Origin of the sequence: Solibacillus sp. FSL R5-0449 (assembly GCF_037975215.1) — a bacterium.
GTDB lineage: Bacteria > Bacillota > Bacilli > Bacillales_A > Planococcaceae > Solibacillus.
The window spans coordinates 3,226,602-3,249,797 of sequence record NZ_CP150239.1 but is presented as its reverse complement, the minus strand read 5'-3'; the positions used below and the strand labels follow the sequence as shown (position 1 = coordinate 3,249,797).

Genomic DNA, 23,196 nt, shown 5'->3' with positions numbered 1-23,196 from the left:
AACAAGTATGTCCATATTTATTCCTTTATTGCGAGAATTGTCAGTTTTTTAATTTTCCTGTCTTTTCATTGTAGGCAATCAATGATAGAATGAATGGGAAATGGGATGTTCGGTGGAGGTGCTTGTTTTGTACGCGAAGGAATTAGTAGAAGTAGAAGAAGTAGTAATTGACATACCAAATGAGCTAGTAACGCAATTCGAAAGAACGTTTGGGCGTAATACTGAGAATGGTTATATGATGGCGTATTTGGCGACTCAAAATTATACAAAGCATATGCAACCAAATCAAATACGGGAAGCTTTAATAAAGGGCTATGTGGAAATGTCGCAAATTAATCTGACAATTTGCAGTGAGTGCTTGCATGCAGAGTATGAAGCGGAACATATGGTGGAGCGTCTCGTAAGCGGGGGATGACAATTTGATTGTAAAACGTGGAGACGTTTTTTTTGCTGACCTATCGCCAGTGGTAGGTTCAGAACAGGGCGGGACTAGACCCGTTCTTATTATTCAAAATGATATTGGAAATCGCTTTAGTCCAACCGTCATAATAGCTGCAATTACTGCGCAAATTCAAAAAGCAAAGTTACCTACACATGTTGAAATTGATGCGAAAAAGTATGGTTTTGAACGTGATTCGGTAATTTTGCTTGAACAATTGCGTACAATTGATAAATCGCGATTAACAGATCGTATTACTCAGCTAGATGCAAAACTAATGCAAGAAGTAGATATTGCTCTAAATATTAGTTTAGGACTCGTAAAATTTTAATACATAAAAAAACATCGAAACAATCGTTTCGGTGTTTTTTATTATAATGAATCAAAGTCCCCTATAAATTTCAGGTAAATAGTAAACTATAATCATGCAATAATGTAATATTTTACTTAAAATGGTATATACAGCGAAAATATAGTTGAAAAATTAATCCAACTAAACTACAAGGATAACATATGGTATAATGTTGAAGATTAATAATTCAAAAAACTGATACTATACGTTAACTCCACAGAAAGAAAAAGTAGGAAATTGGGGGAGCTATGATGAATACGAAATCTACCGTAGAGATTGTAACAGAATGGGATATTGTAGCTGCACGTCAACTTGGACGTAACGAGGCGAAAGCAATTGGCTTTGGCGCGGTAGATCAAGCTCGAATTACGACAGCGATAAGTGAACTGGCCCGAAACATTTATTTATATGCCCGTGCCGGGGAGGTTACAATAGAGCGTATTAGTGATGAAGATAAAGTTGGCCTTCGCATAATAGCGGCAGATAAAGGACCAGGAATAAGTAATTTAAAAAAAGTAATGGAAGACGGCTATTCTACTTCAGGCGGGCTTGGAGCAGGCTTACCGGGAGTTAAAAGACTAATGGATACAATGGATATTCAATCCACTGTAGGAAATGGAACGACAATAGTTATCGAAAAATGGGTAAAGTAGGATGTGGTAAAATTTGAAAGAGCTGCAAACACAATATCAAAAGATCTTATCGGATTTTTTGGCAAACCAAACTGAGCGAAATTTATATATAGGGCAGAACTTTATTCGACAGTTAATTCAAAAAAAAGTAGCTCCAGAAGAGGTAATCAATATCCACAAATATGCGATAGAGCAAATTTATCCAGAACTACCAGAAGATATTTCGCATAGCTATGATTTTTTAATTGAGATTATGGTGCACTTTGGTTTAACTTTAAAGGAGCATCAAAGCTTACTTGAACAGCAGGAAGAACTGCGCATGGAGATGAATGTCGCTACAAAAATTCAGAATATGATTCTCAGAACAACAGTACCTGTGCTTGATCAGATTGATATTGGAATGCTTTCCGTACCTATCCGTAAAATGAATGGTGACTACGTTCATTTTTTAAATAACAATGATTCAGTTGTCAGTGTAGCTGTAACAGATGTTGTCGGAAAAGGTGTGCCTGCTGCTCTTTGTATGTCCATGGTTAAATATGGGCTTGATACACTCGAGTATGCAACAAAAGATCCGTCCTATATTTTGGAAGTATTAAATCGCATTATCGAAAAAAGTGTTGATGATAGTATGTTTGTCTCGATGTTTTACGGGACATATAATATTAAGGAAAGTAAATTTACATATGGGTCAGCTGGACATGAGCCTGCTATCTATTATAATGCCCGTGAAAAAACTTTCTTTGATTTGGAATCGAAAGGTTTATTGTTAGGTGTCATGCCGGAAGTGACATATCCGCAGCACGATATTTATTTGGAAGAAAATGATTTTATCATTATGATTACAGATGGTGTAACCGATTTCCGCAAACAAGGGGAATTGGATCCACGGGATGTGATCAAGAATTTGGCTTTGAGCTGTAATCATCTTTCGGCACAGGAAATGTGCGAGGAAATGTATACCTATTTAAAAAAATTGCCTGACTTCGAACTAGAAGATGATTTTACGGTCGTTATATTTAAGAAATAAAAAATAAAAATTTTATGTTTGAACTCCCGCGGATTCGGGAAAAGTAAGAAGGTTTATAACGGAGGTGTCTAATAATGAATGTTAATGTTCAATTTAGAGAAGATGGAGATGTATTAAAAGGCTATATCGAGGGTGAGATTGATACGTACACAGCCCCGATTTTACGCGAAGAGCTGGAGACTGTTCAAATTGTCGAGGGTCGAAAAATCGAATTGGATTTATCCAAAGTTAATTATATGGACAGTACAGGTTTAGGAATCTTTGTTGCATTTTATAAAAAAGTTACAAAGGAAAATGCATCATTAAAATTAGTAAACTTATCAAATCGTTTGGTAAGATTGTTTGAAATTACAGGATTAAGTGAATTAATGAGTATTGAGATTGATGAGGAATTGGAGTTGAAATAATGAGAGCATTTGACTATATTGAAATTCGAGTGCCTGCTAAATCGCAATATGTAAGTGTTATACGTCTAACAATTTCAGGATTAGCGATGCGAGTTGGGTTTACTTATGATGAGATTGAAGATTTAAAAATTGCTACGAGTGAAGCGGTGACAAATGTTGTTCACCATGCATATAAAGCAAACGAGGAAGGCGAAGTTGTAATCGGCTGTGCATTATTTGAGGACAAGATTGAAATAATGGTCGCAGATTACGGTGTCAGCTTTAACTTTGAAGAGATCAAATCAAAAGTTGGTCCATATCATGAAAATGAAAACGTAGCATTATTACGTGAAGGTGGATTAGGGATTTATTTAATGGAGACTTTAATGGACGAAGTTAAATTAAATAACGAAGGTGGCGTCACTGTTTTCATGACAAAGTATGTCTCGAGAGAGCAGGTGAAAGGAAATGTCGAAAGAATCACTACCTAAAAATACATCAAAAGAAGAAGTGCTAAATTGGATTGCAGAATATCAGGCAAACGGCTGTGAAGATTCACAAACAAATCTTGTGCTTCATTATCAGCAATTAGTTGAATCGATTGCACGCAAATATTCACATGGTAAATCTTATTATGATGATATTGTACAAGTAGGGATGCTTGGCTTATTAGGTGCGATCCGACGTTTTGACCCTTCTTTTGGCAGAAGCTTTGAGGCGTTTGCTGTTCCGACAATTGTCGGAGAAATAAAACGCTTTTTACGCGATAAAACTTGGGACGTACATGTTCCAAGACGTATTAAAGAACTGGGGCCTAGAATTAAAGCCGCTGTCGAAGCATTAACGACATCGTTACAACGTTCCCCATCCATTACGGAAATTGCAACATATTTAGAAGTACAGGATGAGGATGTATTGGAAGCGATGGAGATGGGTCGAAGCTATCAGGCGCTTTCGATGGACCATTCGATTGAATCGGATTCTGATGGTAGTACGGTAACGTTATTTGATGTAGTCGGTCGAGAAGATGCAGGCTTTGAAGTGACAAACCGCCGTATGATTGTAGCAGATGCGATGAGTGTATTAAATGAACGTGAGCGACAAATTATCCAATTAACTTATTTGGAACAACTTAGTCAAAAGGAAGCCGGAGAAAGACTCGGTATATCCCAAATGCACGTTTCGCGAATTCAGCGTAAAGCAATTAAAAAATTACAAGACGCCATTACAGCAAGTGGCGGCGTCTCATTATAAGTTTAAGAGTCTACTAGCCATAAATTAGTAGACTCTTTTTTCATGCATAAATTGAACGCTTTTTTGGGAAACAATACTAATGGAATGGTACACTAAAAGAAGTTCGAAATTTAAAGGAGTGGCATGATGGAGCAACAAAAAATGTTACAAATAATCGCAAAAGATGCGAAAGTAGAGCCGAAGCAAGCGAAAGCGGTTATTGGACTACTGGAAGAAGGTAACACAGTACCGTTCATCGCACGTTACCGAAAAGAAATGACAGGTTCACTTGATGAAGTTCAAATTAAGGCAGTGGAAGACCGCTACCATTACATACAACAGCTCGAAACAAGAAAGGAAGAAGTGCTGCGTCTAATCGATGAGCAAGGTAAATTAACGGAAGAACTGCAAACAGCAATCCAGGCATCGACAGTTCTTCAACGCGTCGAAGATTTATATCGACCGTTCAAACAAAAACGACGTACAAAAGCAACGATTGCCAAAGAACGAGGTTTGGAACCGTTAGCTGAAGAACTGTTAAAGTTTAAAAAGCGTACTTTGGAGGAAATGGCAGCGCCTTATATTAACGAAGAACAAGGTGTTACAGCAATTGAAGATGCATTGGCTGGCGCGCGTGATATTTTGGCAGAGCGTTTTGCCGATGATGCAGCGATTCGTGAAAAACTGCGTACTCTATCTTGGCGTGAAGGAAAACTTGTCACAACGGTAAAAAATGCCGAAAAAGATGAAAAGCAAGTATTTGAAATGTATTATGCATATGAAGAACCTGTACACCGGATTGCACCACACCGAATATTGGCTGTAAACCGCGGTGAAAAAGAAGAAGTGATCCGTGCAGCGATTGAAGTTCCAGTAGATAAAGCGACAACACAAATGGAAAATCATTTTATTCCTAGAAATTTTGTAGGTCCTTCTGTAAATGAAGTGAAGTTGGCAATTGCGGATAGCTATAAACGGTTAATTAAACCTTCTATTGAAAATGAACTGCGAGCAGAACTTTCATCAAAAGCAGAAACACAAGCAATTCATATTTTCTCGGAAAATCTCCGTAACTTATTATTACAGCCACCAATGCGCGGTAAAATGGTTCTTGGTGTAGACCCTGCCTATAGAACTGGCTGCAAATTAGCGGTAGTAGATGAAACAGGCAAGATGATTGAAGTTGGTGTTATCTATCCCCACACGACGTCGGATCCTTCAAAAGCGAAAGCAATAGTGAAGGCATTATTAAAGAAATATCCGATTAGTATTATTGCGATTGGAAACGGGACAGCCTCCCGTGAAACAGAGCAGTTTATTGCGGAACTGCTAAAAGAAGTAGAAGGCAACATTGCATATGTTATTGTCAACGAGGCAGGGGCTTCTGTATATTCTGCTTCAGAAGTAGCAAGAGCGGAGTTCCCGGATTTACAAGTAGAGCAACGGAGTGCTGTATCGATTGCCCGTCGTTTACAGGACCCATTATCAGAACTTGTAAAAATTGATCCGAAAGCCGTTGGTGTAGGGCAATATCAGCATGATGTTTCGCAAAAGCAGCTCGCAGAATCACTGACGTTCATTGTGGAAACCGCAGTAAACCAAGTTGGGGTGGATGTAAATACAGCTTCAGCCTCCCTTTTACAATATGTATCCGGCCTTTCAAAAACGGTTGCGGAAAATATTGTGGCGATGCGAAGTGAAAACGGTCAATTTACATCACGTGCACAACTGAAAAAAATTCCGCGATTAGGTGCTAAAACTTACGAGCAGGCAGTTGGTTTCTTACGTATAGCAGATGCCAAAAATCCGTTAGATGCTACAGGTATCCATCCGGAAAGCTATAAATTAGCCGAAGCTGTATTAGAGGCGGCGGGGTTAACGAAAAAGGATGTCGGAACGCCAAAAGCCGAAGAAGCAATCAGCAAGTTAAATTTAACAACATTGGGTGAATCTTTAGAAGTAGGGGAAGTTACATTGAAAGATATTGTCGATACATTAATGAAACCAACTCGTGACCCTCGTGATGCTTTCCCGCAACCATTGCTGAAAACGGACGTACTTAAAATGGATGATCTGCAAGTTGGAATGGAATTGCAAGGGGCGGTTCGAAATGTTGTTGATTTTGGCGCGTTTGTCGATATCGGGGTTAAGCAGGATGGACTTGTCCATATTTCCAAACTGCAAAAGGGACGGGTTAAGCATCCGTTAGATGTTGTATCCCTGGGCGATATCGTGACAGTTTGGGTAGAAAAAGTTGAAGCGAATAAAGGGCGTATTTCTTTAACGATGCTTTCTCCGGAAAATCAACAGAGCGTGTAAAGAGCAAGATTTTCAATTATAATAAAAAGCGCATAGCTGAATATGCGCTTTTTATTAATTTAAGGGGGTTAGCATATGACGGATGAACAAGCACAAAAATTAGTGGAACAGTTATCAAATGATTTCTTTAATCGGCCGTTTATTCATAAGGCTTATTTTAATAGTCGATTGAAAACGACGGGCGGTCGGTATATGTTAAACAGCCACAATATTGAACTTAATAAAAAACTATACGATCATTTCGGGATAGAGGAATTAAAGGGCATTATTTTACATGAACTTTGCCATTATCACCTTCATATTTTAGGAATGGGTTACAGGCATGGGGATGCAGATTTTCGGAATCTATTGAAAAAAGTAGGCGCGCCACGTTTTTGTTCTACATTGGAACAGCCAAGAGAAAAGCCTAAGCAAAAGACGATACATATATATAGCTGCACGAACTGCGGACAATTATATAAAAGAAAAAGAAAAATGGATGTAAAAAAATATTGCTGCAGTATGTGCAAAGGGAAAATTAAATTTCTACACAGTGAAAATAATTTTAAAAATGATGTTTAAAACTAAGTGAATAATGGTATACAGTAGTTATGTTGTTTTTTAGAGAAGATGATTTTTGCCCTATATATAGGAAGAGATTTTTTCTTTAAATTTTTTCAGGAAAAGTGTTGACGAAACGGAAATCGCTCTCTATAATAGTAAAAGTCGACAAGATGATGTCGCAACAAAGTAATTATTCCGAAGTAGCTCAGTTGGTAGAGCATCCGGCTGTTAACCGGCAGGTCGCAGGTTCGAGTCCTGCCTTCGGAGCCATTAATGGCCCGTTGGTCAAGTGGTTAAGACACCGCCCTTTCACGGCGGTAACACGGGTTCGAATCCCGTACGGGTCACCACTTATATTTTAATAATGAAGATTTACAATGGTCCCGTGGTGTAGCGGTTAACATGCCTGCCTGTCACGCAGGAGATCGCCGGTTCGATCCCGGTCGGGACCGCCATTTTTGGGGTATAGCCAAGCGGTAAGGCAACGGATTTTGATTCCGTCATGCCCTGGTTCGAATCCAGGTACCCCAGCCATTTAGAGCCATTAGCTCAGTTGGTAGAGCATCTGACTTTTAATCAGAGGGTCGAAGGTTCGAGTCCTTCATGGCTCACCAGTTTTCATATTGACAAATTATTTCAGAGATGTATAATAATTATTGTCGGATGAAGCGGTCGTGGCGGAATGGCAGACGCGCTAGGTTGAGGGCCTAGTGGGGGCAACCCCGTGGAGGTTCAAGTCCTCTCGGCCGCACCAAAAATTCCCGGCGCCCGTAGCTCAATTGGATAGAGCGTCTGACTACGGATCAGAAGGTTATGGGTTCGACTCCTGTCGGGCGCGCCATAATTTACTATAATATAATGCGGGTGTAGTTTAGTGGTAAAACCTCAGCCTTCCAAGCTGATGTTGTCGGTTCGATTCCGATCACCCGCTCCAGTTTTTATTTAAAAAAAGCTGTTGACATCTTAAACGAGATGTTATAAGGTATAAAAGTTGTCACTTGAGGCAACACAATGAACCTTGAAAACTGAACAAGCAACGTTAATGAAACAAGCTTCTTAAATGAAGCAAACAATAGATTTCAACTTCTAACGAAGTTGGATCGCTAGCAAAGCAAATGAGCTTTCAAACTACTTTTATGGAGAGTTTGATCCTGGCTCAGGACGAACGCTGGCGGCGTGCCTAATACATGCAAGTCGAGCGGAAATTTTATTGGTGCTTGCACCTTTAAAATTTTAGCGGCGGACGGGTGAGTAACACGTGGGTAACCTACCTTATAGATTGGGATAACTCCGGGAAACCGGGGCTAATACCGAATAACACTTTTTAACACATGTTTTGAAGTTGAAAGACGGTTTTGCTGTCACTATAAGATGGACCCGCGGCGCATTAGCTAGTTGGTGAGGTAACGGCTCACCAAGGCAACGATGCGTAGCCGACCTGAGAGGGTGATCGGCCACACTGGGACTGAGACACGGCCCAGACTCCTACGGGAGGCAGCAGTAGGGAATCTTCCACAATGGACGAAAGTCTGATGGAGCAACGCCGCGTGAGTGAAGAAGGATTTCGGTTCGTAAAACTCTGTTGCAAGGGAAGAACAAGTAGCGTAGTAACTGGCGCTACCTTGACGGTACCTTGTTAGAAAGCCACGGCTAACTACGTGCCAGCAGCCGCGGTAATACGTAGGTGGCAAGCGTTGTCCGGAATTATTGGGCGTAAAGCGCGCGCAGGTGGTTCCTTAAGTCTGATGTGAAAGCCCCCGGCTCAACCGGGGAGGGTCATTGGAAACTGGGGAACTTGAGTGCAGAAGAGGATAGTGGAATTCCAAGTGTAGCGGTGAAATGCGTAGAGATTTGGAGGAACACCAGTGGCGAAGGCGACTGTCTGGTCTGTAACTGACACTGAGGCGCGAAAGCGTGGGGAGCAAACAGGATTAGATACCCTGGTAGTCCACGCCGTAAACGATGAGTGCTAAGTGTTGGGGGGTTTCCGCCCCTCAGTGCTGCAGCTAACGCATTAAGCACTCCGCCTGGGGAGTACGGTCGCAAGACTGAAACTCAAAGGAATTGACGGGGGCCCGCACAAGCGGTGGAGCATGTGGTTTAATTCGAAGCAACGCGAAGAACCTTACCAGGTCTTGACATCCCGGTGACCACTATGGAGACATAGTTTCCCCTTCGGGGGCAACGGTGACAGGTGGTGCATGGTTGTCGTCAGCTCGTGTCGTGAGATGTTGGGTTAAGTCCCGCAACGAGCGCAACCCTTATTCTTAGTTGCCATCATTCAGTTGGGCACTCTAAGGAGACTGCCGGTGATAAACCGGAGGAAGGTGGGGATGACGTCAAATCATCATGCCCCTTATGACCTGGGCTACACACGTGCTACAATGGACGGTACAAACGGTTGCCAACCCGCGAGGGGGAGCTAATCCGATAAAACCGTTCTCAGTTCGGATTGTAGGCTGCAACTCGCCTACATGAAGCCGGAATCGCTAGTAATCGCGGATCAGCATGCCGCGGTGAATACGTTCCCGGGCCTTGTACACACCGCCCGTCACACCACGAGAGTTTGTAACACCCGAAGTCGGTGAGGTAACCTTTTGGAGCCAGCCGCCGAAGGTGGGATAGATGATTGGGGTGAAGTCGTAACAAGGTAGCCGTATCGGAAGGTGCGGCTGGATCACCTCCTTTCTAAGGATTTTTCGGAATCATTCCCTTGGGGAATGAAACATTAACGGTTGCTGTTCAGTTTTGAAGGTTCATTCTTAAATGAATGAAACACTTCAAAACCTTGCTCCTGACGCTTGCGCTTTCGTCGCAAAGCTGCATGAAGCAAAATCAGTGAAGCTTTGTCACGATGTGATTGAAGTCAGCTGCTTTGTTCTTTGAAAACTGGATAAAACGACATTGAAAGCAATAAATCAAATTTCTATTTTATAGATTTTTAAACAAGTCAAGCAATTGACGTGTAAACTTAAATCTTGGACTTGTTCCAAGTGTTAACTTTTGGTTAAGTTAATAAGGGCGCACGGTGGATGCCTTGGCACTAGGAGTCGATGAAGGACGGCACTAACACCGATATGCCTCGGGGAGCTGTAAGTAAGCTTTGATCCGGGGATTTCCGAATGGGGGAACCCACTATCTTTAATCGGATAGTATCTTCACGTGAATTCATAGCGTGTCGAAGACAGACGCAGAGAACTGAAACATCTAAGTACCTGCAGGAACAGAAAGAAAATTCGATTCCCTGAGTAGCGGCGAGCGAAACGGGAAGAGCCCAAACCAAAGAGCTTGCTCTTTGGGGTTGTAGGACACTCTATACGGAGTTACAAAAGAATGAACTAGACGAAGCGACTTGGAAAGGTCCGCGAAACGAGGTAAAAGCCCTGTAGTCAAAAGTTCATTCCCTCCAGAGTGGATCCTGAGTACGGCGGAACACGTGAAATTCCGTCGGAATCCGGGAGGACCATCTCCCAAGGCTAAATACTACCTAGTGACCGATAGTGAACCAGTACCGTGAGGGAAAGGTGAAAAGCACCCCGGAAGGGGAGTGAAATAGATCCTGAAACCGTGTGCCTACAAGTAGTTAGAGCCCGTTAATGGGTGATAGCGTGCCTTTTGTAGAATGAACCGGCGAGTTACGATTACGTGCGAGGTTAAGTTGAGAAGACGGAGCCGCAGCGAAAGCGAGTCTGAATAGGGCGAATTAGTACGTGGTCGTAGACCCGAAACCAGGTGATCTACCCATGTCCAGGGTGAAGGTGAGGTAACACTCACTGGAGGCCCGAACCCACGCACGTTGAAAAGTGCGGGGATGAGGTGTGGGTAGCGGAGAAATTCCAATCGAACCTGGAGATAGCTGGTTCTCTCCGAAATAGCTTTAGGGCTAGCCTCGTGATTGAGAATACCGGAGGTAGAGCACTGTTTGGACTAGGGGGGCATCTCGCTTTACCGAATTCAGACAAACTCCGAATGCCGGATATTTATACACGGGAGTCAGACTGCGAGTGATAAGATCCGTAGTCAAGAGGGAAACAGCCCAGACCACCAGCTAAGGTCCCCAAGTAATCGTTAAGTGGAAAAGGATGTGGCGTTGCTTAGACAACCAGGATGTTGGCTTAGAAGCAGCCATCATTTAAAGAGTGCGTAATAGCTCACTGGTCGAGTGACGCTGCGCCGAAAATGTATCGGGGCTAAACGATTCACCGAAGCTGTGGATGCATACTTTGAGTATGCGTGGTAGGAGAGCGTTCTAACAGCGTTGAAGTCAGACCGGAAGGACTGGTGGAGCGGTTAGAAGTGAGAATGCCGGTATGAGTAGCGAAACATGGGTGAGAATCCCATGCACCGTATGACTAAGGTTTCCTGAGGAAGGCTCGTCCGCTCAGGGTTAGTCGGGACCTAAGCCGAGGCCGATAGGCGTAGGCGATGGACAACAGGTTGATATTCCTGTACCACCTCCTCACCGTTTGAGAAATGGGGGGACGCAGTAGGATAGGGTAAGCACGCCGTTGGTTGCGCGTGTTCAAGCAGTAAGGCGTGTATGTAGGCAAATCCGCATACTCTAACGTTGAGCTGTGATGACGAGCTCGTATGAGCGAAGTTCCTGATTTCACACTGCCAAGAAAAGCCTCTATCGAGGTGAGAGGTGCCCGTACCGCAAACCGACACAGGTAGTCGAGGAGAGAATCCTAAGGTGTGCGAGAGAACTCTCGTTAAGGAACTCGGCAAAATGACCCCGTAACTTCGGGAGAAGGGGTGCTTCTTTGGGTGCATAGCCTAGAGAAGCCGCAGTGAATAGGCCCAGGCGACTGTTTAGCAAAAACACAGGTCTCTGCAAAACCGTAAGGTGACGTATAGGGGCTGACGCCTGCCCGGTGCTGGAAGGTTAAGAGGAGCGGTTAGCGCAAGCGAAGCTGTGAATTGAAGCCCCAGTAAACGGCGGCCGTAACTATAACGGTCCTAAGGTAGCGAAATTCCTTGTCGGGTAAGTTCCGACCCGCACGAAAGGCGTAACGATCTGGGCACTGTCTCAACGAGAGACTCGGTGAAATTATAGTACCTGTGAAGATGCAGGTTACCCGCGACAGGACGGAAAGACCCCGTGGAGCTTTACTGTAGCCTGATATTGAATTTTGGTACAACTTGTACAGGATAGGTAGGAGCCAGAGATCTCGGAGCGCCAGCTTCGAAGGAGGCGTCGGTGGGATACTACCCTGGTTGTATTGAACTTCTAACCCATGCCCCTTAGCGGGGTAGGAGACAGTGTCAGGCGGACAGTTTGACTGGGGCGGTCGCCTCCTAAAGAGTAACGGAGGCGCCCAAAGGTTCCCTCAGAATGGTTGGAAATCATTCGTAGAGTGTAAAGGCATAAGGGAGCTTGACTGCGAGACCTACAAGTCGAGCAGGGTCGAAAGACGGGCTTAGTGATCCGGTGGTTCCGCATGGAAGGGCCATCGCTCAACGGATAAAAGCTACCCCGGGGATAACAGGCTTATCTCCCCCAAGAGTCCACATCGACGGGGAGGTTTGGCACCTCGATGTCGGCTCATCGCATCCTGGGGCTGTAGTCGGTCCCAAGGGTTGGGCTGTTCGCCCATTAAAGCGGTACGCGAGCTGGGTTCAGAACGTCGTGAGACAGTTCGGTCCCTATCCGTCGTGGGCGTAGGAAATTTGAGAGGAGCTGTCCTTAGTACGAGAGGACCGGGATGGACATACCGCTGGTGTACCAGTTGTCTTGCCAAAGGCATCGCTGGGTAGCTATGTATGGACGGGATAAGTGCTGAAAGCATCTAAGCATGAAGCCCCCCTCAAGATGAGATTTCCCATTACGCAAGTAAGTAAGACCCCTGAAAGACGATCAGGTAGATAGGTTCGAGGTGGAAGTGCGGTGACGCATGCAGCTGACGAATACTAATCGGTCGAGGACTTAACCACATTTTATTGCACAAACTCAATGAAACGTTTATCCAGTTTTGAAAGAATGAAAAATTTTTTCAAGGGTTTCAAGACACAAGCTAGTCGAGGAAACGACTGAGTGATTGAAGGAGCGTACTCAAGTACGTGACTGAAAGAACGAAGGAAGTTGACGAAGGATAGCGCCGTGTATTGGAAGCCGTAATAGTGAAGTGATGATGGCAAAGAGGTCACACCCGTTCCCATACCGAACACGGAAGTTAAGCTCTTTAGCGCCGATGGTAGTTGGGGGCTTCCCCCTGTGAGAGTAGGACGTCGCTTCGCACACGCAAAACCACTGAGGAATCAGTGGTTTTTTTGTTGTTTATAAAATGGATATTTAAATTGAGGACCTCTAACTTGAAAATAAAATGCAGTTTCGTTAAAGTACTTACATAGCAAAAGGGAGGAATTGTAATGAAGGCACTTTTTGAAAAATTTAAATTGAGTGAAGAGGTTGAATTACGTAACCGTTTAGTTATGGCACCGATGACAACCTACTCTGCAAATGAAGATGATACCGTTTCCGATGAGGAAATCACATATTATAAAGAACGTGCTGAAGGAGCCGGGATGATCATTACAGCGTGCGCATATGTTGCAGCAAACGGTAAAGCATTCCCAGGGCAAATTGCCGCTCATGAAGACCGTTATATTCCAAGCTTGCGAAGAATTGCACAGGCTATACAACAAGGCGGTGCTAAAGCGGTATTACAAATTCATCATGGTGGCCGTCAATCGTATCAACAGTTAGTACCGAATGGAGATGTTGTAAGCGCGAGTACAGCTGTTACCATCGAGAAAAAAGAAGCACGTGCATTAACTCTTGAAGAAACTAAAGAAATGGTTAAAGCGTATGGAGAAGCGACAAGAAGAGCAATTGAAGCGGGATTTGACGGTGTTGAAATCCATGGTGCGAATACGTATTTAATTCAACAGTACTTCTCAGCCTTTACTAATAAAAGAACTGACGAATACGGCGGATCATTTGAAAATAGATTGCGTTTCCCATTACAAGTGGTAAATGAAGTCATTAAAGTAAGAAACACATATGCAGATGAAAAGTTTATTATCGGATACCGTTTCAGTCCGGAAGAGCCTGAAGAAGATGGTATTACAATGGATGATACAGTGAAGTTGGTGGATGAATTAGCGAGAACAGCGCTAACGTATTTGCATATTTCACTTGGTGATTACAAATCTGAAACACATCGTTATGTAGAAGGCCAACAAAACCGTATTTCTGTGATCCACGACTTATTAAATGGACGTAAACCATTAATTGGTGTCGGTTCAATTTATACTCGTGAAGAAGCAGAACAAGCGTTACAGTTAGGTGCAGATTTAGTAGCACTTGGTCGTGCCTTATTAATTGAGCCGCATTGGGTGGAAAAGGTACAAAACGGTGAAAACGTTGTAACATCTTATGATGAAAATATTGATACTGTAATCCCTGGTCCTTTAATGGAGAAAATTCTGTCAAGACCAGGATGGATTCCAGGTATATAATTTAATACTAGACATTAGAATATAAAAATCTAAGTTTATTAAATAAGGAGGATACGGATACGTTCGTATTCTCCTTTTCCTATTGGTAATGTTTGAACCGCTTAATTTCGGGAATGGTTTCATAAGGATATTGAGGGGGGATACAGATGAATAAAAAGGGATTTTATGTCTTCCTGTCTATTTGTCTCGTTATGTTGCTGACAATGTTAATATCAGCTTGTCAGGATGAAGTTTTAGAGATAGAAGAAAGTAATACATATGTTTGGCAAAAATACATGAATGAAGATGAGTATGAAAAAGTAAAAGAAGGGATGTCTTATTTAGACGTTGTGCGCATTTCTGGAGGTGCCGGACAGAAGATCAATAAAGATACTTATGAATGGAATGATGAAATTCTGCTGACGAAAGGATATCGCTTAAAATTTAACGATGAAGTATTGGTAAAAAAAGAAGTAGTGGAACGCAAAGGTAATTCAAAGCGTTAGGGATTCGCTAAAAACTAAATACAGAGTAATCAGGAACATTCACTTTTTTTTAAAAAATGAGTGTTTTCTTTTTTTTTCATAGCTACTTTATCTTATTGTATTTCAGTAAGAACCAATCCAAAAGTGATACATTTTGAACAATTGCTTCAGTTCAAGTAAACTAGAGATAATGGATTTTTTTTTGGAAGGAAGCAATCAGATGATATTTGAAAAAGATATAAATACGCTTGAAGAAACGCAAGCGCTTGCGATGAGATTGGCGGAATTAGTCGAGCCGCAGTATACGATTACACTTGAAGGTGATTTAGGTGCCGGCAAAACGACATTTACACAGAGCTTTGCAAAAGGGCTTGGCGTAAAAAGAACGGTCAATAGTCCAACATTTACGATTATGAAGCAATATGTAGGTCGTATCCCACTTAATCATCTTGATGTATATCGTCTGGAAGATAGCGATGAAGATTTAGGTTGGGAAGAAATTTTTTATGGGGATGCTGTAACAGTTGTGGAATGGGCACATCTTATACAGGAAGATTTGCCAGAAGAGCGTTTAGCAATTGAAATTACACGCATCGATGAAACGAAACGCAAATTTGTATTGAAACCGATAGGCGAAAAGTATGTTCGCCTTTGTGAGGAGTTATTAAAATGATTTGGTTAGGTATAGAGACAGCAAATGCACCGCTTTCTGTCGCCATCGTACAAGATAATAAAGTAATTGCAGAAGTTGTACAAAATATAAAATTAACACATTCAGTTGGTGCAATGCCGGCAATTGAGGAAGTTATAAAAAAGGCAGGTTTAACACCGGAACAAATTGATGCGGTTGCCGTTTCTGAAGGTCCAGGCTCTTACACAGGTGTCCGTATTGGTGTTACTCTTGCCAAAACCCTTGCCTGGTCTTTGCAAAAACCATTGGTAGGCGTATCAAGTTTGAAAGCACTGGCTGCTAATGCCCGTGTTGCGAACTATGCGATTTGTTCATTGATCGATGCCCGCCGTCAAAATGTATATGCAGGTGTTTATGAGACAGCTACTTTGGGGCCGATTGTTGAAGATCACCATGATCATATCGACGGGTTATTACATAAACTTCAGCAGTTAGAGCAGCCAATATTATTTGTCGGAACCGATGTCGATTTGTATATGGAAAAAATTCAGCAAGTGTTAGGTGATTTGGCTGTTCGCGCACCATTTACGATGGATCTGCCTCGTGCGTCCGAATTAATTGCTATAGCACAACAAATGCCATTACCAACAATAGAGGCTGTCCATAATTTTGTTCCCCAATACCGCCGTATTGCAGAAGCGGAAGCAAATTGGATAAAGGAACAGAAAAAGGAGAAACGTTAATGGTACAGTATCGCAGAATGACAATAGATGATGTTCAGGCTGTCCATAAAATTGAGCTTGCAACATTTCCTACACCATGGACATTGGATTCGTTTTATTACGAAATGACCGAAAACCAATATGCCCATTATTTAGTGGCGGAAGACGGAAACGGTGAAATTATTGGCTTCTGTGGAATTTGGCTTGTTATTGATGCAGCACAGATTACAAACGTAGCGGTTGTACAATCTGTACGTGGTCAAGGCATTGGTGAAACTCTTATGCGTGAAGCGATGCGGGTTGCAAAAGAAGCAAATATGGACGTTATGAGCTTAGAAGTACGTGTAACAAATACTGTTGCACAAAATTTATATCGCAAACTTGGTTTCCAAGATGGAGGTCTTCGTAAAGGCTACTATACGGATAACCAGGAAGACGCGTTAGTAATGTGGGTGAATTTATAATGGATAACTATATATTAGCAATTGAAACAAGTTGTGATGAAACAGCAGCAGCCATTATTAAAAATGGTACAGAGATTATTTCGAATGTTGTATCATCGCAAATCGACAGTCATAAGCGTTTCGGCGGGGTTGTCCCGGAAATCGCATCACGTCACCACGTTGAACAAATGACAATCGTTTTAGAAGAAGCATTAAAACAGGCAAATATGGAACCGAAAGAGTTAACAGCTGTTGCCGTAACTGAAGGACCAGGCTTAGTAGGTGCTTTGTTAATCGGTATTAATGCGGCTAAAGCGTTCGCATTTGTACACGGCTTGCCATTAATCGGGGCTCATCATATTGCAGGGCATATTTATGCGAACAATCTTGTACAACCAATGGAATTTCCGTTGCTGGCACTCGTTGTTTCAGGTGGACATACAGAGCTTGTCCTGATGCGTGAACATGGTTCGTTTGAAGTGATCGGTGAAACACGTGATGATGCTGCAGGTGAAGCATATGACAAAGTAGCGCGCGTATTGAATATGCCATATCCGGGTGGTCCACATATTGATCGCCTTGCACATGAAGCGACAGAAGCGGTTCCTTTCCCGCGAGTATGGCTGGAAGAAGATTCGTACGACTTTAGCTTCAGCGGCTTGAAATCGGCAGTCATTAACTATAAACATAATATGGATCAGCGCGGTGAAGAAATCATTGCCGAGCATGTTGCAAAAGGTTTCCAGGACAGTGTAGTGGAAGTATTGACAGGTAAAACAGTACGAGCAGCACGTGAATATCAGGTAAAACAAGTCATCGCAGCTGGCGGTGTATCCGCTAATAAAGGACTCCGCACATCATTGGAACAAGCGTTTAAAGAAGAAGGTATTCCATTTTATGTGCCGCCTTTGAAATTATGTACAGATAATGCAGCAATGATTGGTGCAGCTGCTTATGAAATGTATGAAGCAGGGGTTCGGGGTAATTTAGCTATGAATGGACGACCTGGAATGGAGCTTTTGAGCTGGAAATAGGGTATATAAGTATGGGGAAGAGATGTAGCAGTACATCCTTTACCCATGCTTTTTTTGTAGAGAAAACAAATTTTTCTTCATTTGTTTTCTTTCAATAATAAAAAAAGTCGAATCTAGTAATTTATGATGGATAAATCTCATTTATAACAAGTTTTTATCGACTGTTCAACTTTTCTGAAAATTATCCACAGATAAAGTTAAATACCTACAAAAAAACTTGCGAACATGCGTACTTATACACAAATTGTGCATAACTTGTGGGTAACATGTGATTTATCTATATATAGTAGTGTCTTTTTCACACAGCGATGTGCATAACTTTGATTTTAAATGTGGATAATGTGGAAAACTATGTTGATATGTTGATACTACTAGATTTGTATTGTGAATAAAATTGTGGAGAAATTTGTAGAAATTTGGCGTATTGACCTATATATATGATTATTATGTAGATAAGATGATAGAAAGCTTTAATATTATACAATAACAATCAAAAAAATATGTTCCTCGTAAAGCAGACTTGTGTATAGATATAAAAAAGGAGTGTCCATATGTTGCTGGACACTCCTTAATTATAGCTGTTCGAGCTCTTCATTCAGTTCAAGCCATTCCATTTCAAATGCTTCATGCTGTTCCTTTACATCATTCAGCTCAGATTGAATGGATAGCGTTTTTTCATGATCCGAAAAAATGTCAGGATCACATAATTGTTCTTCAAAGATGGCGATTTTTTCATCTAAAGCGCCCATCTGCTTTTCAATATCTTCAATTGCACGACGAATTTGGCGCTCTCTTTTTTTAGCATCCTTATCAATCGTCGATGTAGTCTTTGCTTGGACAGCCGGTTCAGTCGAATTCTTTTCAACTGCTGCGGCTTTCATTGCAGCTAATTCTTCAAGCTCCTGTTTCTTTTCCACATAATAATCGTAGTCGCCTAAATACTCGAATGAACCTGTGCCTGATAGTTCAACGACTTTAGTAGCAATACGATTGATGAAATAACGGTCATGAGATACGAATAGCAATGTTCCTGGATAATCGATTAAAGCATTTTCCAGTATTTCTTTACTGTCCAAGTCTAAATGGTTTGTCGGCTCATCGAGTACTAGAAAATTAGATTTTTGCATCATTAATTTCGCAAGTGCAAGTCGTGCCTTTTCTCCACCTGATAGGGAGTTTACCGTTTTTGATACGTCATCTCCACTAAACAGGAAGCGACCTAAAATATTCCGGATATCCTTTTCATTCAGTAACGGCCATTCATCCCAAAGCTCACTAAGAACCGATTTATTCGAATGAAGTTTCGCCTGCTCCTGATCATAATAGCCAATTTGAACATTTGTACCGTATCGAATGTCCCCGGCAAGTGCCTCAATATCTTGGACGATTGTTTTCAATAACGTAGATTTCCCAACACCGTTTGGACCGACAAGTGCAATACGATCTTCTCTAAAGACGCGCATTCCAATATTTTCGGAAATAGCTTTGTCCGTAAAGCCGATTTTTAAATTATCAATCGACAGCACGTCATTTCCACTTTGACGCTCAATCGTAAAGCCGAAGTTTGCACTCTTTTCATCGCCATCCGGAGATTCCATCCAACTTGTCTTTTCCAACACTTTACGACGTGACTGGGCCATTTTTGTAGTCGAAGCTCGGGCAAGATTCTTTTGGATAAATGTTTCGAGTTTCGCCTTTTCATCCATTTGACGCTCATACATTTTTAAATCGCGTTCATAGTTTTTCGCCTTTTCATCTAAATAATCACTGTAGTTGCCTACATACTTCGACACTTTCGTACGGGACACTTCGTAAACAATCGACACGACCTGATCTAAGAAATAACGGTCATGCGAAACGATTAAAATTGCGCCGTCATAACCTTTTAAATAGCCTTCCAGCCATGACAATGTTTCAATGTCCAGGTGGTTGGTCGGCTCATCTAAAATAAGGAGGTCGGGCTTGGACAAAAGAAGCTTTGCGAGTGCTAAGCGTGTTCGTTGTCCGCCGGATAGTGAACGAATCGGCTTTTGATAATCTTCAGGGAAAAATTGCATCCCATGCAGAACAGATCGGGTATCGGCTTCATACTGGTAACCGCCTGCATCTTTGAAGTCATGCTGCAACTGGTCATACTCTGCCATGATGCGGGCATATTGTTCGCTATCTTCATATATTGCAGGATCAGCCATTTGCTGTTCAAGTAGACGCAATGTTTGTTCCTGTTTTTGCAGATTTACGAAAATTGTCATCATTTCGTCCCATATCGAAAGTTCAGAGTCAATGCCTGCATGCTGCTCTAAATAACCGACTTGAATATCTTTTGGAATAATAATTTCACCGGAATCATAGCTCATTTGACCGGCAATTATTTTTAATAACGTTGACTTGCCGGCACCGTTTCGCCCTACTAATGCCACGCGATCACGGTGCTGTACTTCTAGTTTTACCCCGCTTAATATTTCATCTGTAATAAAGGATTTATATAATTGATTCACTTGTAAGACAATCATGTTTACACCTCAGTTTCTTCCTATTTAGTTTAATGTATGGGAACATTGTTCGCAACGATGGATACTTTACTTGTCGCTCCTTGTTTAGTAAGATTAACTTGCTTCTGCACAAAGAGTGAAGTTTATGATAAGTGTGTCATAACGCTTGGGGACAACTACGTGATACAATCATGTTGGTAAGCCCCGACAGGTTATATGGAGGCATTATTAGAAAAAGAGTTTGCAACTGTACATAGGAGGAGAATGTGTGAAACAAGAAGTAAAAATTCCACAAGCAACAACAAAAAGACTTCCTCTTTATTATCGATTTTTGAAAAACTTCGCAACTGAAGGTAAAAAGCGTATTTCTTCACAGGAATTAAGTGATGCGATGAAAATAGATTCGGCTACGATTCGACGGGACTTTTCCTATTTTGGAGCACTCGGTAAAAAGGGATATGGATATGATGTTCAGTATTTACTCGAATTTTTCCGTCAAACTTTGGATCAGGATGAGGCGATGAATGTTGCGCTTATAGGAGTCGGAAATCTGGGGAATGGCTTATTAAAATATAACTTCCAAAAAAATCATAATACGCGTATCGTTGTAGCATTTGATACGAAGGCACCGATGGAAGGAACAACGATTAGTGATATTCCAGTATTCCATCCAGATCGTTTGGAGGAAATGTATGAGGAGTTTGGCGCGGAGCTAGCAATTTTGACGGTTTCGTCCCGCTCAGCACAAATGATGACAGACCGACTCGTAAAAATAAATGCAAAAGGTATATTAAATTTCACTCCAGTAAGATTATCTGTTCCTGACACGATTAAAGTAATGAACATTGATCTATCGGTAGAATTACAGGCACTTACGTATTTAGTACGAAACTCAGGTAAGTAACAAAATGTTCATTACTATAAATAGCAAATTCTAGTTAATTAATGTAAAATATACATAATAATAGAGGAGGTGGCTATAGTGATTGTACATCTTAATGCGATTACACCTGTGAGCCTGATTATCATTGGACTGATTGCTTTGTTAATATTCGGTCCGAAAAAATTGCCATCATTAGGTCGTGCGATGGGGACAACTTTACGTGAATTCCGTAGCGCTACGAAGGGCCTGACGGATGACGATGACGATTTCGATACAAAGAAAAAAGTGATTGAACATAAAGAGAACGAAAAAAACGAAGTTAAGTAAAATAAGGATGTCTTGCTATGAATTCAAGAGAATTAACCGTAGTTGAACATATGGAAGAGCTTAGAAAACGTCTATTCTTCGTAGCAATTTTCTTCGTGATGGCTCTTTTCATCGGTTTCTATACGGCGAAACCACTTATTCGATACATTCAACGCAGTGATTTAGCTGCCAGTTTTTCGATGAACGCATTTAGTCCGGCAGATCCTTTAACCGTTTATTTACAAGTTACATTTATTGTAGCGGCCGTTATTGTATCGCCATTATTGCTGTACCAGCTATGGGCGTTTATAACACCTGGTTTGCATGAGGCTGAACGTAAGGCAACATTGAAATATATTCCGTATGCTTTTATATTGTGTATAGGGGGAATAGCCTTTGCTTATTTTGTGTTATTTCCATTTATAATGCGCTTTATGACGGACTTATCCAATGATTTGAATATTACGCAAACAATCGGTATTAATGAATTCTTCTCATTTTTAATTAAGTTAATCGTACCTTTTGCGCTGCTATTTCAGTTGCCTGTTGTGACACTGTTTCTTTCACGACTCGGAATCATCAATCCGAAGCTTATGGTGAAATTTCGGAAATATGCGTATTTTGTTTTAATTGTAATTTCGGTATTGCTGGCTCCGCCTGATCTAATATCGAATATTATTATAGCGATTCCATTATTTGTTTTATATGAATTAAGTATTGTCATAGCGCGTCTTGGTTATCGGAAGTATGAAGTTGCTGAAAAAGAGCGCATCTTAGCAGAAGAAGAGCGTGAACGTGAACTGCAAGTAGAGGAGCTGCTTGAAATGCAGCGTAAACAAATGGAACAGATGAATAATAGTTAATGACAACGCTATCGAAACCGGGTAGCGTTTTTTTATTTTCTATATATAAAAACCCGCTATATTACATAGCGGGCAATAGTTATATTTGAAACTTATCGGCATTCATTTGGATAAATGTGACGAAACCGTTCAATAGGACATGCGCGATAATCGGTGTGAGAAGACGCTTTGTTTTATGATATAAAAATGCGAAGATCATCCCGCAAATCGTATACAGTAAAATATGCGTAAAATCCATATGAATCGCAGCAAATACAATTGCACTGATTATGCTCGCAATCCAGAAATTATAGTTTTGTATAATCGATCCGAAAATGACACGGCGGAATACAAGCTCTTCCAAAATCGGTCCTAAAAATACAGTCGCAATAATCATAATCGGAGCTACCTTTGTGACACTCATAATTGCTTCGGTATTTTCAGAGCCCATATCAATTCCTAAAGCAAGCTCGATGTAGGCGCCGATTGTCTGCCCTAAAAAGACTAGGAAGAAACCGATGACACCCCAACCGATAGAAGCCCCAATTGAAGCCTTTTCCCCTTTAAATACATCCCAAAATTGCTTATTGCGTGAGATTAATATAAAACTCACAATAAAAGCAACTGCAAATGATATTGTTGACCACCAAGCAGATAACTTTATAAGTTTATCCTGCTCAGAAATACCAGAAAATAATTGTAAAAGGGAATCTTTTAAGCCTGGAATGAATATAAGTAATAAGACTGATAACTGACAAATGATATAAGTTATTAACACATAAAATGCGGTCTTCTGTGTTTTGAACTTATCTGATGGACGGGAAGCCACGAATGAAAAACCTTCTTTCTCTTACAGACTAGTAGAATTTCACACTCTCAAAATGCATGAGGAATGCCTTATCTTCTATTATAGAGTTTACTAGGGGCTCTTATGAATGCCCCACTGTTATATTTAACATCATTGTAGAGGAATTTGCCAATAAA

Annotated in this window: 20 protein-coding genes, 8 tRNA genes and 3 rRNA genes; 29 read left to right on the top strand and 2 right to left on the bottom strand. The window is 41.4% G+C overall.

Annotated elements, in window-relative coordinates:
• Window positions 1–127: 127 nt before the first annotated feature.
• From MKY27_RS16295 to tsaD, 26 genes are all read left to right on the top strand, one after another.
• Window positions 128–415, top strand: coding sequence for a hypothetical protein (locus MKY27_RS16295; RefSeq protein WP_008405780.1), 288 nt, complete (start codon window positions 128–130; stop codon window positions 413–415).
• A 4-nt stretch (window positions 416–419) separates the two neighbouring features.
• Complete coding sequence (locus tag MKY27_RS16290; RefSeq protein WP_008405778.1) at window positions 420–770, top strand: type II toxin-antitoxin system PemK/MazF family toxin; 351 nt, start codon at window positions 420–422, stop codon at window positions 768–770.
• Window positions 771–1,042: 272 nt separating this feature from the next.
• The gene (locus tag MKY27_RS16285) at window positions 1,043–1,444 is read left to right on the top strand and encodes an anti-sigma regulatory factor (RefSeq protein WP_339174024.1); all 402 of its coding nucleotides are present in this window, start codon (window positions 1,043–1,045) and stop codon (window positions 1,442–1,444) included.
• Window positions 1,445–1,457: 13 nt separating this feature from the next.
• A complete protein-coding gene (locus MKY27_RS16280) occupies window positions 1,458–2,453 on the top strand; it encodes a PP2C family protein-serine/threonine phosphatase (RefSeq protein WP_339196340.1) in 996 nt (331 codons plus the stop codon).
• Window positions 2,454–2,527: 74 nt separating this feature from the next.
• Window positions 2,528–2,860 (top strand): STAS domain-containing protein, encoded by a 333-nt coding sequence (locus tag MKY27_RS16275; protein WP_339174019.1) that lies wholly within the window; start codon window positions 2,528–2,530, stop codon window positions 2,858–2,860.
• Window positions 2,860–3,330, top strand: a complete 471-nt coding sequence (rsbW, locus tag MKY27_RS16270; RefSeq protein WP_014822539.1) for an anti-sigma B factor RsbW — start codon at window positions 2,860–2,862, stop codon at window positions 3,328–3,330. Before MKY27_RS16275 ends, rsbW begins: the two co-directional genes overlap by 1 nt.
• Entirely contained in the window at window positions 3,308–4,093 is a 786-nt protein-coding gene (sigB, locus tag MKY27_RS16265) for an RNA polymerase sigma factor SigB (protein ID WP_339196338.1), read from the top strand. The genes rsbW and sigB overlap by 23 nt, the downstream gene beginning before the upstream one ends.
• A gap of 126 nt (window positions 4,094–4,219) precedes the next feature.
• Window positions 4,220–6,391 (top strand): Tex family protein, encoded by a 2,172-nt coding sequence (locus tag MKY27_RS16260; protein WP_339196336.1) that lies wholly within the window; start codon window positions 4,220–4,222, stop codon window positions 6,389–6,391.
• Between the two features lie 75 nt (window positions 6,392–6,466).
• Window positions 6,467–6,952, top strand: a complete 486-nt coding sequence (locus MKY27_RS16255) for a SprT family protein (RefSeq protein WP_339174011.1) — start codon at window positions 6,467–6,469, stop codon at window positions 6,950–6,952.
• A gap of 176 nt (window positions 6,953–7,128) precedes the next feature.
• A tRNA-Asn gene (locus tag MKY27_RS16250) sits at window positions 7,129–7,204 on the top strand.
• A 5-nt stretch (window positions 7,205–7,209) separates the two neighbouring features.
• A tRNA-Glu gene (locus MKY27_RS16245) sits at window positions 7,210–7,284 on the top strand.
• A gap of 29 nt (window positions 7,285–7,313) precedes the next feature.
• A tRNA-Asp gene (locus tag MKY27_RS16240) sits at window positions 7,314–7,389 on the top strand.
• A gap of 4 nt (window positions 7,390–7,393) precedes the next feature.
• Window positions 7,394–7,468, top strand: a tRNA-Gln gene (locus MKY27_RS16235).
• 4 nt (window positions 7,469–7,472) lie between these two features.
• Window positions 7,473–7,548 (top strand) — tRNA-Lys (locus tag MKY27_RS16230).
• A 54-nt stretch (window positions 7,549–7,602) separates the two neighbouring features.
• A tRNA-Leu gene (locus tag MKY27_RS16225) sits at window positions 7,603–7,688 on the top strand.
• A 10-nt stretch (window positions 7,689–7,698) separates the two neighbouring features.
• Window positions 7,699–7,775, top strand: a tRNA-Arg gene (locus MKY27_RS16220).
• 19 nt (window positions 7,776–7,794) lie between these two features.
• Window positions 7,795–7,868: transfer RNA gene (locus MKY27_RS16215), tRNA-Gly, on the top strand.
• Window positions 7,869–8,067: 199 nt separating this feature from the next.
• A 16S ribosomal RNA gene (locus MKY27_RS16210) occupies window positions 8,068–9,622 on the top strand.
• 317 nt (window positions 9,623–9,939) lie between these two features.
• Window positions 9,940–12,868: ribosomal RNA gene (locus tag MKY27_RS16205) — 23S ribosomal RNA — on the top strand.
• A 187-nt stretch (window positions 12,869–13,055) separates the two neighbouring features.
• A 5S ribosomal RNA gene (gene rrf / locus MKY27_RS16200) occupies window positions 13,056–13,171 on the top strand.
• The 16S, 23S and 5S rRNA genes sit together here with 8 tRNA genes alongside, the layout of an rRNA operon.
• A gap of 132 nt (window positions 13,172–13,303) precedes the next feature.
• On the top strand, window positions 13,304–14,395 hold the full coding sequence (locus MKY27_RS16195) for an NADH-dependent flavin oxidoreductase (RefSeq protein WP_339196333.1): 1,092 nt from the start codon (window positions 13,304–13,306) through the stop codon (window positions 14,393–14,395).
• Window positions 14,396–14,541: 146 nt separating this feature from the next.
• A complete protein-coding gene (locus MKY27_RS16190) occupies window positions 14,542–14,880 on the top strand; it encodes a hypothetical protein (RefSeq protein WP_339196330.1) in 339 nt (112 codons plus the stop codon).
• Window positions 14,881–15,079: 199 nt separating this feature from the next.
• Window positions 15,080–15,532: a tRNA (adenosine(37)-N6)-threonylcarbamoyltransferase complex ATPase subunit type 1 TsaE gene (gene tsaE, locus MKY27_RS16185; protein WP_339174004.1), complete on the top strand. Its 453-nt coding sequence runs from the start codon at window positions 15,080–15,082 to the stop codon at window positions 15,530–15,532.
• Entirely contained in the window at window positions 15,529–16,233 is a 705-nt protein-coding gene (gene tsaB, locus MKY27_RS16180) for a tRNA (adenosine(37)-N6)-threonylcarbamoyltransferase complex dimerization subunit type 1 TsaB (protein WP_339196327.1), read from the top strand. Before tsaE ends, tsaB begins: the two co-directional genes overlap by 4 nt.
• Window positions 16,233–16,676: a ribosomal protein S18-alanine N-acetyltransferase gene (gene rimI, locus MKY27_RS16175; protein WP_339174001.1), complete on the top strand. Its 444-nt coding sequence runs from the start codon at window positions 16,233–16,235 to the stop codon at window positions 16,674–16,676. Before tsaB ends, rimI begins: the two co-directional genes overlap by 1 nt.
• Complete coding sequence (gene tsaD, locus MKY27_RS16170; RefSeq protein WP_339196324.1) at window positions 16,676–17,689, top strand: tRNA (adenosine(37)-N6)-threonylcarbamoyltransferase complex transferase subunit TsaD; 1,014 nt, start codon at window positions 16,676–16,678, stop codon at window positions 17,687–17,689. Before rimI ends, tsaD begins: the two co-directional genes overlap by 1 nt.
• Window positions 17,690–18,261: 572 nt before the next feature.
• Here tsaD and MKY27_RS16165 read toward each other — a convergent pair.
• Window positions 18,262–20,202: an ABC-F family ATP-binding cassette domain-containing protein gene (locus tag MKY27_RS16165; protein ID WP_339196322.1), complete on the bottom strand. Its 1,941-nt coding sequence runs from the start codon at window positions 20,200–20,202 to the stop codon at window positions 18,262–18,264.
• Between the two features lie 247 nt (window positions 20,203–20,449).
• On the opposite strand from MKY27_RS16165, the gene MKY27_RS16160 reads away from it, so the two are divergent.
• The 3 genes from MKY27_RS16160 to tatC all read left to right on the top strand — a co-directional run bounded on the left by MKY27_RS16160 (window position 20,450) and on the right by tatC (window position 22,233).
• Window positions 20,450–21,085 (top strand): redox-sensing transcriptional repressor Rex, encoded by a 636-nt coding sequence (locus tag MKY27_RS16160; protein WP_079523189.1) that lies wholly within the window; start codon window positions 20,450–20,452, stop codon window positions 21,083–21,085.
• A gap of 78 nt (window positions 21,086–21,163) precedes the next feature.
• Window positions 21,164–21,391 (top strand): twin-arginine translocase TatA/TatE family subunit, encoded by a 228-nt coding sequence (tatA, locus tag MKY27_RS16155; RefSeq protein WP_008408483.1) that lies wholly within the window; start codon window positions 21,164–21,166, stop codon window positions 21,389–21,391.
• Window positions 21,392–21,408: 17 nt separating this feature from the next.
• Complete coding sequence (gene tatC / locus MKY27_RS16150; RefSeq protein ID WP_339196320.1) at window positions 21,409–22,233, top strand: twin-arginine translocase subunit TatC; 825 nt, start codon at window positions 21,409–21,411, stop codon at window positions 22,231–22,233.
• Window positions 22,234–22,312: 79 nt separating this feature from the next.
• On the opposite strand, the gene MKY27_RS16145 is transcribed toward tatC, so the two are convergent.
• On the bottom strand, window positions 22,313–23,041 hold the full coding sequence (locus MKY27_RS16145) for a type II CAAX endopeptidase family protein (RefSeq protein WP_339196318.1): 729 nt from the start codon (window positions 23,039–23,041) through the stop codon (window positions 22,313–22,315).
• Between the last annotated feature and the right edge of the window lie 155 nt (window positions 23,042–23,196).